The sequence below is a fragment of the Paenarthrobacter sp. Z7-10 genome (assembly GCF_026932795.1).
Lineage (GTDB): Bacteria > Actinomycetota > Actinomycetes > Actinomycetales > Micrococcaceae > Arthrobacter_M.
Map to the genome: position 1 here is coordinate 1 of NZ_JADPVH010000012.1, position 14,932 is coordinate 14,932.

Annotated in this window: 11 protein-coding genes and 1 pseudogene; 5 read left to right on the forward strand and 7 right to left on the reverse strand. The window is 65.1% G+C overall.

The genetic code is table 11. The annotated features are described in order from the left end of the window. From IV498_RS05435 to IV498_RS05460, 6 genes and pseudogenes are all read right to left on the reverse strand, one after another. Window positions 1–205: pseudogene (locus IV498_RS05435) on the reverse strand (hypothetical protein); the annotation flags it as partial. A gap of 249 nt (window positions 206–454) precedes the next feature. Beyond that, window positions 455–1,111: a hypothetical protein gene (locus tag IV498_RS05440; protein WP_269045552.1), complete on the reverse strand. Its 657-nt coding sequence runs from the start codon at window positions 1,109–1,111 to the stop codon at window positions 455–457. 131 nt (window positions 1,112–1,242) lie between these two features. Beyond that, window positions 1,243–2,487, reverse strand: coding sequence for a kynureninase (locus tag IV498_RS05445; RefSeq protein WP_269045553.1), 1,245 nt, complete (start codon window positions 2,485–2,487; stop codon window positions 1,243–1,245). Between the two features lie 159 nt (window positions 2,488–2,646). Continuing rightward, the gene (locus IV498_RS05450) at window positions 2,647–3,594 is read right to left on the reverse strand and encodes a MaoC family dehydratase (protein WP_269045554.1); all 948 of its coding nucleotides are present in this window, start codon (window positions 3,592–3,594) and stop codon (window positions 2,647–2,649) included. Continuing rightward, window positions 3,591–4,982 (reverse strand): 3-oxoacyl-ACP reductase, encoded by a 1,392-nt coding sequence (locus IV498_RS05455; RefSeq protein ID WP_269045555.1) that lies wholly within the window; start codon window positions 4,980–4,982, stop codon window positions 3,591–3,593. The genes IV498_RS05450 and IV498_RS05455 overlap by 4 nt, the downstream gene beginning before the upstream one ends. Continuing rightward, a complete protein-coding gene (locus IV498_RS05460) occupies window positions 4,983–6,368 on the reverse strand; it encodes an acetyl-CoA C-acetyltransferase (protein WP_269045556.1) in 1,386 nt (461 codons plus the stop codon). It lies immediately after the preceding gene. 210 nt (window positions 6,369–6,578) lie between these two features. Here IV498_RS05460 and IV498_RS05465 point away from each other — a divergent pair, with 210 nt between their 5' ends. Together IV498_RS05465 and IV498_RS05470 are read left to right on the forward strand one after the other, a co-directional pair. Continuing rightward, window positions 6,579–7,229 (forward strand): TetR/AcrR family transcriptional regulator, encoded by a 651-nt coding sequence (locus tag IV498_RS05465; RefSeq protein WP_330059166.1) that lies wholly within the window; start codon window positions 6,579–6,581, stop codon window positions 7,227–7,229. Window positions 7,230–7,313: 84 nt separating this feature from the next. After that, on the forward strand, window positions 7,314–9,461 hold the full coding sequence (locus IV498_RS05470; protein ID WP_269045557.1) for an acyl-CoA dehydrogenase family protein: 2,148 nt from the start codon (window positions 7,314–7,316) through the stop codon (window positions 9,459–9,461). Window positions 9,462–9,467: 6 nt separating this feature from the next. Here the strand turns inward: IV498_RS05470 and glgA are convergent, their stop codons facing one another. After that, window positions 9,468–10,661, reverse strand: coding sequence for a glycogen synthase (gene glgA, locus IV498_RS05475; protein ID WP_269045558.1), 1,194 nt, complete (start codon window positions 10,659–10,661; stop codon window positions 9,468–9,470). Between the two features lie 98 nt (window positions 10,662–10,759). Between glgA and glgC the strand changes: the two genes are divergently transcribed. Genes glgC through IV498_RS05490 form a run of 3 tightly spaced genes read left to right on the forward strand, consistent with a single transcriptional unit; the run spans window position 10,760 to window position 14,897 of the window. Then, a complete protein-coding gene (glgC, locus tag IV498_RS05480; protein ID WP_269045559.1) occupies window positions 10,760–12,160 on the forward strand; it encodes a glucose-1-phosphate adenylyltransferase in 1,401 nt (466 codons plus the stop codon). Between the two features lie 47 nt (window positions 12,161–12,207). Next, window positions 12,208–13,647, forward strand: a complete 1,440-nt coding sequence (locus IV498_RS05485; RefSeq protein WP_269045560.1) for an SDR family NAD(P)-dependent oxidoreductase — start codon at window positions 12,208–12,210, stop codon at window positions 13,645–13,647. Window positions 13,648–13,706: 59 nt separating this feature from the next. Beyond that, window positions 13,707–14,897: a YeiH family protein gene (locus IV498_RS05490; RefSeq protein ID WP_269045561.1), complete on the forward strand. Its 1,191-nt coding sequence runs from the start codon at window positions 13,707–13,709 to the stop codon at window positions 14,895–14,897. Window positions 14,898–14,932 lie beyond the last annotated feature (35 nt).

Consider the following 14,932-nt stretch of genomic DNA (forward strand, 5'->3'; position numbering starts at 1 on the left):
CGGCCAAACCGGAAACCTTCTCCGTCACCGTCGCCTGATCACCGGAAACACTCACCATCACCGAACCACTGGCATTACTGCCATTGATCGCACCCAAATTAGCCTGGTACGACGCGTCACCGGCAGCCATCGCCGGAGCACCCGAAAACGCCAAAGCACCCAGCGCCAACACCGGAGCCACCAACAAAGCAGATTTCTTATTCATAAAGATATTCTCCTCATCTAGGGCCACCCGGCTATTTACCAAGCATGCCCGCTAACAACACTAAGCAATTCGAAGTGACAACTACAATAGATTGGTCCGATTGAGATTTATTTTCGAGAAATCTTTTCCGGGGCCGGGGCATCCCGCAACAGCTGGGTTCCGGGCTCCCGGACTGGACCATTTGGGCCAGGAAAATACTCCGGTGCAGGCGGTGGGGCCAGCGGCAGAAAGCTAAATTGCGATGGGTCTTTAGGCGCCCTGCCAGCAGGCCAGCACGGCCGTCGCGAGCTCGTAGGAGAACTCGCTGCGCGCAACGCCGTGCGGGCCCACCTTGGCCGGCAGCTTTGTGGCGTCCACGTACAGGGTCATGTTGTCCTTGACGAAGACCACGCCGCCCTGGTCCGTTTTGAAGGCCGGCAGCCCAAGGTTGGCCAGGCCCTCGATGGGCGACGTGCTGGCCAGCTCCTTCTGCAGGCTGTCAAAGTAGCTGCGGGCGGCGGCCGGGCTGGCAGATTCCTTCACCTTCATCACCAGCGGACCGACAGCGAGATGATAGGTACAGGTATAAAGCTGATCGGTCCAAGTGCTGACCGTGTGCGGCGCGGAGCTCAGTGCCAGGATCTTGGCGATATTGTCCTGGGTTTCTTTCCCGCACACCATTTTGGTGGCTGCCGTGGGTTCGCCGGCGGCCGTCGGGGCGGCGGTGGGGCTGGGCGTCGGACTGGCGCTCATCGACATGCCCGCCATGGATTCACCGGGCTTCATCGACATTCCGGCCGACGACGACGACGGCTGCGCGGCGGCAGCCGACGTCGGGGACGAGGACGAGGCGGGCGTTGTGCCACATCCGGCGACGAGCAGCACAGAGGCGCCCAACAGCACCAGATTCCGCTTGCGATGATTCATGACCCGCTCCATTTCCGTGCCTTTAAGCTTTCTTTCCTGACTCCCATTCGCTTCCGCCAGCCGGACGGATGGGTCAACGAGGCATCCGACCGCAAAGGAGGACCGAGCAGAATCGGGCGAAGCCGCGGGCTTCAGGAGATTTCCTGCCGGATGGCGTCCATTCCCAACCACACTTCGGCGTAACTGGTGGACAGTGGTGAGAGGCCCAGCCGGATGCCTTCCGGGTTCCGGAAATCGGGCACCACTCCCCTGCGCCACAGCGCCGCCGTCACGTCCCGGAACGAGGAATGGTCCACTGTGAGGTGGCCGCCGCGCTCCTGCGGATGCCGGGGAGAGGAGAGCCGAACACCCAGTGGCGCCAGCACGCCGTCGTACAGTGCCAGTGCGTACTCCGTCAGACCCACGGATTTGTTGCGAACCGCCGCAATGCCCACCGAACCGATCAGCTCAATCATGTCCTGCATGGCCAGCATGCCAATCACCGGCGGAGTTCCACTGGTGTAAGCCCGGATTCCCGCCGCCGCCTGGTACCGGTCGCCCATGCCGAACGGCTCCGCACTGCCCAGCCAGCCCTGAATTGGCTGAACCAGCTGGCCTTGGTGTTCGGCGCGCACGTAGCCGAAAGCTGGCGATCCGGGACCCCCATTGAGGTATTTATAGGTGCAGCCCACGGCGAGGTCCACGCCCCAGGCATCCAGTTCCACCGGCAGGACGCCCACGGAATGGCACAGATCCCACAGGATCAGGGCGCCGGCAGCATGCGCCAGCTCCGTCAGCGCGGGAACGTCCGCCAGGTAGCCTGAACGGTAGGCGACCTGGCTGATCACCACCAGCGCCGTCCGCGGACTCAGCACGGCGGCAAGATCTCCGGCGGTGACCCCACCGTCAAAGCTTGGAGTGATCCAGCGCAGGGTGAGCCCCCGTTCGGCCGCGATGCCCTCCAGGATGAACCTGTCCGTCGGAAAATTGTCCGTATCCAGCACCACCTCGGTGCGGCCCGGCCGTGCGGCAACAGCTGCCCGGCAAAGCTTGTAGAGCATGACGGTGGTGGAATCGCCAATAGTGATCTGCCCGGGAGCGGCGCCGAGGGCGACGCGGCCAAGCTCATTGCCGATTTCGGCGGGCAGGCCGAGCCAGCCTTCGTCCCAGCCACGGATGAGTCGACCACCCCACTGCTCCGCAATGAACCCGGCAACACGCCGGGCACTGGCCTTGAGCGGCCGGCCAAGAGAATTCCCATCCAGGTAGGCGACAACATCGGGATCGTCACTTCCCAGGAAGGAGTCCCGGTGGCCGGACAGCGGGTCCGACAGGTCCAGGGTCTGGGCGTGGTCAAAGGACAGCTCGCTGCGGCGGCCGGCATGGGTCTCGGTCATAGGCTCAGCTTACGACGGCGGCACGCTGGAACGGGGGCACAGGGCCGGAACCGCGCCGGTTCGCCCAACGACGGCGGCAACGGGGCACGCGGGCACAGGACGAACGCGTGCTTGGAACGGACTTGACCCGGCGTTGGGGCCGGAATCCGCCGGTGCCCGCTACAGGGGTGACACGGAACCGGAGAAGTGCCGGCGGCCGGTCCGCGGATTCCAGCCCTCGTACTCCGACCGGGACGAACCGCCGTCGACCGCCGGTCCATCCCCGATGCGCAGCGCCAGCGTCGCCGGCAGGAACACCGGCGCTTCAAAGCTAATGTCCGCGCTGAAAGCGTCCGGCTCGGGGGACCCGACTTCCGTCAGCACCCGGGAGGCCAGGTACATCCCGTGCGCAATGGAACGCCGCATCCCCAGAACCTTGGCAGACAAGGCACTGAGATGGATCGGGTTGAAATCCCCCGACACCGCCGCGTAGGACCGGCCGACATCTGGTCCAAGCCGCCAGAGCGCGGTGGGATCTGGAGCAGCGAAGTCCGGCGCGGGCCGTGCCTCAATCGACTTGTCCAGGCCCGGAAGGAATATTCCCTTGGCAAGGTAGGTCGAAATACCGCGCCACAAACAGGATCCGTTGCCCTCGGATCGCGGGCGCGTTCCGCCGTCGTCCGCCCGGACCTCCACGACCACGTCCACCTGGGTGCCGGCACGGTGCCCGGTCAATTCGGTGGCCCACGCCCGAATGGCCAGCGGCTGGGCGTAGAGAATCGGCTCGAACTGTTCGATCCGGTTCTGCAGATGGATCATGCCCAACAGCGGCAGCGGGAAATCTTCCCGGACCATGAGGCTCATCGCCACCGGAAAGGCCAGGGTATGGATGAACCCGGCGGGCATCACGTCGCGGGCGGAGCCGCCCAGCAGATGCTGGTACTCCGTCAGCCGTGCCACATCCGCCAGCACGGAATGGACTTCGTGACTGGCCTGGGGCAGTTCGGCCGGCTGTCCGGGCTGGTGCCCGCCCAACATCCGGTTTTTCGCCGCTGCCGCGGCAGCCGTCAGGTAAAGCCGGGACAGCGAGGGCATCTCCGGCAGGATGGTCACGACACCGCCGCTCATTGCCCCACCAAGTTCTGCCCACAAACCCGCAGCACGTTGCCGGAAATTCCACCGGCCGCGTCGCTGGCCAGGAAGGCAATGGTTTCCGCGACGTCCTCGGGCCAGCCTCCCTGCTGCAGGCTGTTCAGCCGGCGGGCCAGTTCGCGGGTGGCAAACGGCATCCTGGCTGTCATATCCGTTTCGATGAACCCGGGAGCAACGGCGTTGACGCTTCCGCCTAGGGGTGCCAGCAACTTGGCGGTGGCGCGGACCATGCCTATCACGCCCGCCTTGGATGCCGCATAGTTCGTCTGCCCCCGATTGCCGGCAATCCCACTGGTGGAAGCCACCGACACAATCCGGAGTGGACCGGTCAGCGCAGCGGAGCCCAGGAAGTCCCGGTTCATTCGCAACTGGGCGGACAGGTTAACGGCGATCACGGCATCCCAGCGCGCGGCATCCATGTTGGCCAGCAGTTTGTCCCGGGTAATGCCGGCGTTGTGCACCACGATGTCCAGCCGGCCGTGCCGGGCCAGCGCGTGGTCCAAAATCCGCTGCCCGGCCGCAGCCGCGGTGATGTCAAGCTGGAGGGCGGTGCCGCGGATCGAGTTGGCCACCGCGGCGAGTTGGTCGCCGGAGGCCGGAACGTCCACCACGACGACGACGACGCCGTCGCGGGCCAGCGTGCGGGCGATCGCGGCGCCAATGCCGCGTGCTCCACCCGTCACGACGGCCACCTTTCCTGCCAGTGGTCGGTCCCAGCTTTGTGGCAGCTGCCCCGCGCCGCTGTCCACGCACAGGAACTGACCATCCACGAAGGCGGAACGGCCGGAGAGGAAAAAGCGCACCGCTCCTATGGTGCCCACGTCGGTGGTGGTGACGCCCTCGGCGAGGATAATTCCATTGGCGGTGGCGCCGCGGCGCAATTCCTTGGCCAGCGACCGCAGGATTCCATCCACTGCCTGCCGTGCCGCGGCCATCTCAGGTTCCAACTCCGCCCCGGCCGGCCGGGAAATGGTCAGCAGCCGGGCGTTGGCCCGCAGGCCCCGAAGGGACGCGCCGGCCGACCGAATGGGTTCGGACAGCTCTTCCGGAGAGGCGAGGTCGTCCAAGACCACGATTATGGCCCCCAGCTTGTCCTTCGGCCCCGCATGCCGGCGCACATCCAACTTCCACTCCAGCAACACTTGGGCCAGGGCGTCGGCACCAGGGGTGGTTCCGAGGACCAGCACGGGCCCCGGAATCAGCGCCTCGCCCGGTGCGTAGCGCCGCAGTACAGCGGGCCGCGGAAGACCAAGTCGTCCGGCAACGCCGCGGCCGAGCCGTCCATTGACGAACCGACTGTACGAATCGGCAACCAGTGCGGTATGGGTAGGCGTTGCGTCGCGTTGGGGACTCTGTGCCATCATCTACCGAGCTTCCAGGATCGCCACAACGCCTTGGCCGCCTGCGGCGCAGATGGAAATGAGTCCCCGCGCCGGCCGGCCGCCAACGGTGCCCGTTTCGTGCAGCAGTTTGGCCAGTGAGGCAACGATCCTTCCGCCGGTGGCGGCAAACGGGTGCCCGGCCGCCAGCGAGGATCCATTGACGTTGAGCTTTCTGCGGTCGATTGTTCCGAGGGCCCCGTCGAGGCCCAGCCGGCTGCGTCCGAACTCCTCATCCTCCCAGGCCGCCAGCGTGCTCAGCACCGTGCCGGCAAACGCTTCGTGGATTTCAAAGAAGTCGAAGTCAGCCAGGGTCAGTGAGTTGCGCGCCAGCAGGCGCGGCACGGCAAACGCCGGTGCCATCAGCAGACCATCCTTCCCATGCACGAAGTCGACCGCAGCCGCTTCGCCGTCCACGATCTCGGCCAGCAGCGGCAGGTCCTGCGATCGGGCCCATTCCTCGGAACCGAGCAGCACCGTGGACGCACCGTCCGTTAACGGCGTTGAATTGCCCGCAGTCATGGTGGCTTCCGAACCGAAATTCTTGCCAAACACCGGGCTGAGCTTCGCCAACTTCTCCATGGACGTATCGGCGCGCAGATTAGCATCCCGGGTCAGGCCGCGGTATGGGGTCATCAGATCATCGAAGAATCCGCGGTCGTAAGCGGCCGCCAGGTTCCGGTGGCTGGCCAGCGCGAGCCGGTCCTGTTCTTCCCGTCCGATCTTCCATTGCGCTGTCGTCTGTGCCTGGTGTTCGCCCATCGACAGTCCAGTGCGGGGCTCGGAGGTGGAGGGAGCATCGGGTGCCAGATCTTTGGGCCGGATCTTGGCCACCGCGGCCAGTTTCTGCCGCAGGGTTTTGGCCCGGCTGAGGTCCAACAGCGCTGCCCGCAGTCCTTCGCTCACGGCAATCGGGGCGTCCGACGCGGAATCCACGCCGCCGGCAATGCCGGATTCAATCTGGCCCAGCTTGATCTTGTTGGCAAGCCCCAGCACGGTTTCGAGTCCCGTCGCGCAGGCCTGCTGGAGATCATAGGCGGGGGTTTCAGGGGACAGGGCCGATCCCAGGACCGCTTCCCGGGTCAGATTGAAATCCCGGGAGTGCTTCAGAACGGCACCGGCGGCCACCTCACCAATCCGTTGGTCGGCCAGACCGAAGCGGGCAACCAGGCCGTCGAGGGCTGCGGTCAGCATGTCCTGATTTGAGGAGTGGGCGTAGGAACCGCCCGATCGTGCGAAGGGGATACGGTTCCCGCCTACGACGACGGCCTTCCGCGGCAGTACGGCGGGCCGGGAAGGTTCCGTTGGAACCTGATTCGCTTCGGGCCGGTCAGTGGAACCGCCCGGGAGAACGTGGTCTGCTTCAGCCATCTGAAATCCGTCCGTCAAGGTGCTTCAAACTTACTGCTACTTAGCGTACCTGATACGCTCAGTACCGTGAACGAGACGAAGATCCGACAGCTGCCTCCGACCTCCAACGGCGATGCCCCGGGAGCAGCAGGGCGTGGCCCGACGTCCGCCGGGGCGCAGCCCGCGGTTCTGCGCACTGAACCGGAAACAGGAGACGCAGGAACGGGAGCTGTGGACGGCAGATCCGCCCGCTGGGAGGCGCACCGTGAAGAGCGTCGCCGGACCCTGATCAGCGCATCACGCAAAGCCGTCCACCGACTGGGTGCGGACGCTTCCATGGAAGACATCGCAGCCGCTGCCGGGACCTCCAAATCCGTCTTCTACCGCTACTTCTCGGACAAGGTGGGCCTGCAGCAGGCCGTCGCCGAGGTGGTCATTGAGCGGATGCAGGACAAGATCCTGCAGGCGGCGAAGACGGCGGCGACGCCGCGGCAGGGGCTGCTGAATATGGTTTCCGCCTACTTGGAAATGGCAGAAACCTCGCCGGCTGTCTACGATTTTGTCACTCGAAGCCCGGGCGGAATGGCCGGCGGGCACGGCGTCCCGGCGGTTCATGGCGCGCTTGGCCATTTCTTCGACGAGGTGGTTGCGATGCTGGCCCGTCCAATGAGCGTCCACCTTGGCGCGGCCGATTCGACGCTGCTGAATTACTGGCCCACCGCTGCCGTTGGTCTGGTGCGCACGGCTGGCGAACGCTGGCTCAGCACGCCGGCTTCCCCGACCAAACCGGACCACATCCGAATGGCCGGGCAGATCACCAGCTGGCTGCTCCGCGGCATCGACGCCGACATCGGCGTCGGCCCCGCCGGAACCGATGCTTGACGGGGCATCGGTAATGCGGCAATCCACTCCAGCACCAGACCTGACAAGACCACAGCACCCGTGAGCGAAAGTCGAAGGAACCTCATGACCGACCTATTGTCCCCCACCGGATTATCCTCGACGGGATTGTCCACCGCCGGATCGTCCTCGGCCGGAGCCGGCCCCGATGATGGCGGCGGTGCTGATGCTGTTGATGTTGCCGCACTTGGCGAACTGCTGCTGGGGAAATGGGCCAACGTCCGCCGGGAGGCGCGGCTGCTCGCCGGCCGGCCCGAGGTGCACAAGGTCGAAGGTCAAACCCACACCGAACACCGGCAGCGGGCGTTCGGCCAGCTGCAGTTCCTGGTCGAACACAACGCGGTGCACCGGGCCTTTCCCAGGCGTCTGGGCGGCTCGGATGACCACGGCGGCAACGTGGCCGGTTTCCAGGAGCTGGTCACGGCGGATCCCTCGCTGCAGATCAAGGCCGGTGTGCAGTGGGGTCTTTTCGGATCGGCGGTGATGCATCTGGGCAGCGCGGAGCACCAGGATAAGTGGCTGCCCGGCATCATGAGCCTGGCTGTCCCAGGGTGCTTTGCCATGACCGAAATCGGCCATGGTTCCGATGTGGCCTCAATCGCCACCACCGCAACGTTCGATCCGTCGAAAGACGAATTTATTCTCGACACTCCCTTCCGCGCGGCCTGGAAGGAATACATCGGCAACGCCGCGGTCGACGGCCTGGCCGCAGTGGTTTTCGCCCAGCTGGTGACCAAGGGCGTCAACCATGGAGTGCATGCCTTCTACGTTGAACTGCGGGATCCGGTCACGCGGGAATTCCTCCCAGGGGTGGGCGGAGAGGACGACGGAGTCAAGGGCGGCCTGAACGGGATCGACAACGGACGCCTGCATTTCGACAGTGTCCGCCTTCCACGCACCAACCTGCTTAACCGCTACGGCGACGTCGATTCGGCCGGAACCTACAGCTCTCCGATCGCCAGTCCCGGCCGACGCTTCTTCACGATGCTCGGAACGCTGGTTCAGGGGCGGGTCTCGCTCGACGGAGCAGCGGTCGCCGCGAGCAAGGTCGCCCTCAAGATCGCCATCCAGTATGCCTCCGAGCGGCGCCAGTTCCAGGCCAGCTCGGACACCGAGGAGGAGGTCCTGCTGGACTATCAGCGGCATCAACGCCGGCTGCTCCCGCGGCTGGCGACCACCTATGCCGCCAGCTTTGCGCACGAGCAACTGCTGGAGAAATTCGATGACGTCTTCTCCGGCACCCGGAACACCGAAGCGGACCGCCAGGATCTGGAGACGCTGGCGGCGGCGCTGAAATCGCTCTCCACCTGGCACGCGCTCGATACGCTGCAGGAATGCCGTGAGGCCTGCGGCGGCGCCGGTTTTATGGTGGAGAACCGCTTCACCTCCCTGCGCTCGGACCTGGATGTGTATGCGACGTTCGAGGGCGACAACACCGTGCTGCTCCAGTTGGTGGCCAAACGCCTGCTGGCCGATTATGCCAAAGAGTTCCAGAACGTCGACTTCGGGGTGCTGGCACGCTTCGCCTTCGGCCAGGCGGCGGACCTGACGCTGAACAAGAGCGGCCTGCGCCAGGTGGCCCAGTTCGTGGCGGACACCGGTTCGGTGCAGAAGTCCGTTCTGGCGCTGCGCGACGAGGACGGCCAGCGCGCGCTCCTGTCAGAACGCGTACAGTCCATGGTCGCGGAGGTTGGTGGTTCACTGAAGGCCGCCGCCCGGCTGCCCCAGGCCCAGGCAGCGGCGCTCTTCAACGAGCACCAGCACGAGCTGATCGAGACGGCACAGGCCCATGCCGAACTGCTTCAATGGGAGGCCTTCACCGAGGCTCTGCACGGCATCGACGACGCCGGCACCAAAAAAGTGCTGACCTGGCTGCGCGACCTGTTCGGACTGACGCTGATCGAAAAGCATTTGTCCTGGTACTTGATGAACGGCCGGCTTTCCATGCAGCGCGGCCGCACCGTGGGTGGTTACATCAACCGTCTGCTGGCCAAACTGCGCCCGCACGCGGTGGACTTGGTCGACGCTTTTGGTTACGGCCCTGAGCATTTGCGGGCGACGATCGCCAGCGGGATCGAGAAGGAACGCCAGGACGAGGCCGCCGCCTATTACCGGAAGCAGCGGGCGAGCAGCGACGGACCGGTGGACGAGAAGGTGCTGCTGCTGAAGCAAAAAGCTGCCAACCGGCGTGGCTCGCGGTCCATGCCCTCCTGACGGGCGCTACAGGACCGAGCGGTAGACCTCCAGCGTCGCTCGGCAGATGGAGTCCCAGGAAAAGTAATCCTTCGCCCGCGCACGGCCGGCCTGGCCCATGGCCCGTGCCCGCTGCGGGTCGGTGACCACCTCGATCAGTGCATCGGCGAACCCGCGGACAAACTTTTCCGGATCCAACGGCGTCCCGGTGCCGTCGCTGACCTGTTCCAGCGGCACCAGCAGACCTGTGACACCATGCTCCACCACCTCGGGGATACCGCCGGTGGCGCTGGCCACAACGGCGGCCCCGCAGGCCATCGCCTCGAGATTGACGATCCCCAGCGGCTCATAGATGGAGGGACAGGCGAAAACCGTGGCATGGCTGAGCACCGCGATGAGCTCGGCCCGCGGCAGCATGCGTTCGATCACCACGACCCCGTCGCGCTGGGCCTTCAGGGAGTCGATGAGATCGTTGACCTCGGCGCCCAGCTCCGGGGTGTCCGCCGCGCCGGCGCAAAGCACCACCTGGACATCCGGCGGCAACAGGGCGGCGGCCTTCAGCAGGTAGGGCACGCCCTTCTGCCGGGTGACCCGGCCCACCCAGACGACACTGGGACGCTCCGGATTGATGCCCAGCGCGCGGACGGCGCCGCCGTTGAGATTCGGCGCCCACGCGGCAACGTCTATGCCGTTGTGCACCACCTTTACCCTGTCCGGGTCAACGTTGGGATAACTGCGCAGAATGTCCTGCCGCATCCCGTCGGAGACGGCGATAATAGCCGCGGCCGCTTCATACGCCGTCTTTTCCACCCAGGAAGAGAGCGCATAACCCCCTCCCAGCTGCTCGGCCTTCCAAGGCCGCAGCGGCTCCAGCGAATGTGCGCTGAGCACGTGCGGGATGCCATGCAGCAGAGCGGCCAGGTGTCCGGCCATATTGGCATACCAGGTGTGCGAATGCACCAAGTCGGCGCCCGCAATGTCAGGCACAATCTGCAGGTCCACTCCCAGCGTCTGCACGGCAGGATTCGCGTCGGCCAGTTGGGCGGGCGGGGCGTAGGAGGTGACAGTGGCGCCGTGGTAGTCCTGCGGCCGCTGGGCACCGAAGGCGTGAATCCGCAGGTCCACCTCCGTGGCCAGCACGCGGCTCAACTCCGCGACGTGCACCCCTGCGCCGCCGTAGATTTCGGGCGGGAATTCCTTTGTCACGATATCGATGCGCACTTTCCCAAACTAGTCGCTCCCGCGCTTTTGATCTAGTGTGAACAACAAGCTGGCCTATACGGGTCCAGCGCAGGTTAGAACGTACGGGGGTAACGAACATGGCCATGAAGAAAATTCTGGCAATTGTGCTCGCCGGCGGTGAGGGGAACCGGTTAATGCCATTGACGGCCGACCGGGCAAAGCCGGCGGTGCCGTTCGCCGGAAGTTATCGGCTGATCGATTTTGCGCTCTCCAACCTCGTGAATTCGGGATATTTGCAGATTGTGGTGCTCACTCAATACAAGTCGCACAGCCTGGACCGGCACGTTTCGGAAACCTGGCGCATGTCCACTCAATTAGGCAACTACGTGGCCTCGGTGCCGGCGCAGCAGCGGGTGGGAAAGAGCTGGTTCCTCGGCAGCGCCAACGCCATCTACCAATCCCTGAACCTTGTCCGGGACGCCCAACCCGACATCGTCGTCGTCGTCGGCGCCGACCATGTGTATCGGATGGATTTCGAACAGATGGTGCGCAGCCACATCGAGTCCGGTGCCCGCGCCACCGTCGCGGCCGTACGCCAACCGCTGGCGCTGGTTAACCAATTCGGCGTAATTGAGGTGGAGCCGGACGGTAACGGCAAAATCGCGGCCTTCGTGGAGAAGCCCGCCAGCACCGCGCCGCTCGCCGCGGACCCCAGCGCGTTCCTGGCCTCGATGGGCAACTATGTTTTCGACACCTATGCCCTGGTTGAGGCGTTGAACTATGACGCGAACCGGCTGGACACCAAGCACGACATGGGCGGGGATATTGTTCCCTACTTTGTAAACCGGGGTGAGGCCTTCGTCTACGATTTCACCACCAATGACATCCCGGGCGCCACCGACCGGGACCGCAATTACTGGCGCGATGTTGGGACACTTGATTCGTACTACGAGGCGCATCTGGACTTGATTTCGCCGCTGCCGGTTTTCAATCTCTACAATTCCGGATGGCCCATCTACACCCGGCAAAGCATCTCCCCGCCCGCCAAACTGGTCCGCGGTCTGAAAAACACCGTCGGCACCGCGCTGGATTCCATCCTCGCAGCGGGCGTGGTAATTTCCGGCGGGATTGTGGAGAATTCGGTGCTGTCCAATGACGTCTATCTGGCGAGTGGTTCACGGGTGCTGGACTCAGTGCTGCTGGATGCCGTCACCGTAGGCGAATCCGCCGTGGTCCGGCGCGCCATCGTGGACAAGAATGTGCATGTGCCGGCGGGGGCGGCGATTGGGCTGGATCCGGAGCTGGACCGCCGCCGCGGCTTCAAGGTCACCGATTCCGGCATCACCGTGGTCAGCAAGGGCCAATTGGTGCCGGAACCCGATGACCATGAGCGGGCGATGTCGCGGGCTGCGGTGGGTCTGATTCCGGAGGCTGTGCAGGCAGCTTCGGAGCGCAATCCCGAGGTCAAGGATTCGGTCCTGCGCATTTCCGGGCGCCGGACCGAGGATGCCGCCGCCGTCGAGGGGGCGGCGCTGTAACTGTGGCCGTGGGGCGGGGCTTCCTATGCACACGGTAAAATTAGTGCGTGACTGCCACTGAATTGACCCCCGAGGACATCCGAGCCTGCCTTAAAGTTCTCGACGCCATCCACGTTTATGACGAGGAGCACCCGGATTACGTCCAGGTCCGGCGCGCGACCGGGAAGATGTTCAAAGCCGTGAAGCGCCATCGCCGCACCACCAAGCGTGACGCCGTCAACGAGGCGGACCGCACCGTGTTGTCGCGCACTGCGACAGCCGCGCCGGACCGGATCGACGATGAGACCCGGGGCAACAAGCTCAAGCCATCGGCCACAGGCGAAACGGCTGGAACGCTGCTCAGGCCCCGGCCGTGCTACATCTGCAAGCAGCCCTTCACACAGGTCGATGCTTTTTACCATCAATTGTGTCCGGAATGCGCGGCCTTCAGCCACACTAAACGTGATGCCAGGACCGACTTGAGTGGGCGCCGGGCGCTGCTCACCGGCGGACGGGCCAAGATCGGCATGTACATTGCACTGCGGCTGCTGCGCGATGGTGCCCACACCACCATCACTACCCGTTTCCCCAAGGACGCGGCCCGACGCTTCGCAGCCATGGAAGACAGCCCCGACTGGCTGCACCGCCTGTGCATCGTGGGCATCGACCTGCGGGACCCGTCCCAGGTGGTGGCCCTGACGGAGTCGCTGAACGAGGCCGGACCGCTGGACATTCTAATTAACAACGCCGCGCAAACCGTGCGCAGATCCGGCTCCGCCTACCAGCCACTGGTGGACGCCGAGCTGGAACCGCTGCCGTCGGACCGGCCCATGCCCGAGATGCTCACCTTCGGCCACGCCCACGACAAGCATCCGCTGGCGCTGGCCACGCAGGTCGCAGGTCACCCCGTGCTGGCTGGAGATGAGGTTGCGGCCCTTGCGCTGTCGATGGGTTCAACCTCGGCAGCACGGATTGGCGCCGGAACGGCCATCGATGCCGGCGGTTTGGTCCCCGACCTGGCCACCATTAACAGCTGGACCCAAGTGGTTGAAGAGGTGGATCCGCTGGAAATGCTCGAGGTCCAGCTGTGCAATGTGACTGCTCCCTTCCTGCTGGTCTCCCGGCTGCGTCCGGCGATGCGGCGGTCGACCGCTGATCGGAAGTATGTTGTCAACGTCTCCGCTATGGAGGGCCAGTTCTCCCGCGCCTACAAGGGTCCTGGCCATCCGCACACGAATATGGCCAAAGCCGCCCTGAACATGATGACCCGGACCAGTGCCAAGGAAATGCTGGACACCGACGGGATCCTGATGACCGCAGTGGATACCGGCTGGATCACGGACGAGCGCCCGCATTACACCAAGGTCCGGCTGGCCGACGAAGGTTTCCATGCCCCGCTGGACTTGGTGGACGGGGCTGCCCGGGTTTACGACCCGATAGTGATGGGCGAAGCCGGTGAAGACCAATACGGCGTTTTTCTCAAGGATTATCGGCCCAGCCCCTGGTGAGATTGCCAACGCGGCTGCCCGTTTTGGCTGTTCGTTCGAAGTCGTGCACAGTTAAGCTCATGCACGTCTCCCCCGCGCCGCGGCTCAAGGAGCTGGGGCCAGGGATTGGGGCCAGCGCGGCCGCGGTGCTGCTGGCGCTGGTGATCCACGCCCTCCTGCCGTCCCTGCCAGCGATGACCGCCGCCGTCGTGCTGGGCATTCTGGCCGCAAACCTGCCCTTCACAGCCCCCTGGGTCTCCGGTCGGCTGCGGCCTGGTCTTTCCTTTGCCGGCAAGCACTTTATGCGGGCGGGCATCGTGCTGCTGGGATTGAAATTGAGCCTGGGCGACGTGGTGGCACTGGGTTGGCAAACGGCTGCGCTGGTGGTGGCGGTGGTGCTCTTGAGCTTCGCGGGGACGTTCACCTTGGGCAAACTCTTCCGGTTGGAGGGTGACACCCCGCTGCTGATTGCCACCGGATTTTCCATCTGCGGCGCCTCGGCCATTGGGGCGATGGGAGCGGTCAAGGGGACTCCCCAGCGGGACACCGTGCTTCCGGTGGCGTTGGTGACGCTTTGCGGAACGCTGGCAATCGGCGTCCTGCCGCTGCTGATGCAGCCGCTGCATCTGACCGCCCTCGGATTCGGCCGCTGGGTCGGTGCCTCCGTGCACGACGTTGGACAGGTAGTGGCCACGGCCCAAACCGCGGGGGCCGTGGCCTTGAGCGCCGCCGTCATCATCAAACTCACCCGCGTCGTCCTGCTGGCCCCAATGGTGGCCACCGTCGGACTGCTGGAGCGTCGCAGGCATGTTGCAGGAGCCAGCGCAGGCGGCGCGGCCAACGCCGTCACAGTGGCACGCCCGGGCGGCTCAGCCGGGGTTGAAGATGGGGTTGAAGAAGGGGCGCACCCGGACGACCCCGCCAACGCTGCCAATGGGGTGACTCCGGACAACGGAACCCGGAGCCGACCGGGCCTGCAACGTTCGATGGCACCGGGAAAGTTTCCGCCCGTGGTTCCGTTATTTGTGCTCGGGTTCCTGCTGATGATCGTCCTGCGAAGCCTGGGCTGGGTCCCGTCCGGGGCGCAGAGCGCTGGAAACCTGCTGCAGGATCTAGCCCTGGGCGCAGCCCTGTTTGGTCTGGGCTCCGCGGTGTCTATCAGGCAACTGCTGCGGACCGGCCTGCGTGCCAGCCTGATGGCGCTGTGTGCCTGGCTGCTGATCGCCGCCCTGGGTTATGCGGCCGTGCTGCTCATGGCTGGCACCAGGTAGGAAGTCCTGGCTCCAGTGAAACGGACGGAGTTTAC

Bases quoted from the DNA above. Each gene is read 5' to 3' on its own strand.
- IV498_RS05440 (WP_269045552.1), bottom strand. From the start codon at position 1,111: ATGAATCATCGCAAGCGGAATCTGGTGCTGTTGGGCGCCTCTGTGCTG.
- IV498_RS05445 (WP_269045553.1), bottom strand. From the start codon at position 2,487: ATGACCGAGACCCATGCCGGCCGCCGCAGCGAGCTGTCCTTTGACCAC.
- IV498_RS05450 (WP_269045554.1), bottom strand. From the start codon at position 3,594: ATGAGCGGCGGTGTCGTGACCATCCTGCCGGAGATGCCCTCGCTGTCC.
- IV498_RS05455 (WP_269045555.1), bottom strand. From the start codon at position 4,982: ATGATGGCACAGAGTCCCCAACGCGACGCAACGCCTACCCATACCGCA.
- IV498_RS05460 (WP_269045556.1), bottom strand. From the start codon at position 6,368: ATGGCTGAAGCAGACCACGTTCTCCCGGGCGGTTCCACTGACCGGCCC.
- IV498_RS05470 (WP_269045557.1), top strand. From the start codon at position 7,314: ATGACCGACCTATTGTCCCCCACCGGATTATCCTCGACGGGATTGTCC.
- glgC (WP_269045559.1), top strand. From the start codon at position 10,760: ATGGCCATGAAGAAAATTCTGGCAATTGTGCTCGCCGGCGGTGAGGGG.
- IV498_RS05490 (WP_269045561.1), top strand. From the start codon at position 13,707: ATGCACGTCTCCCCCGCGCCGCGGCTCAAGGAGCTGGGGCCAGGGATT.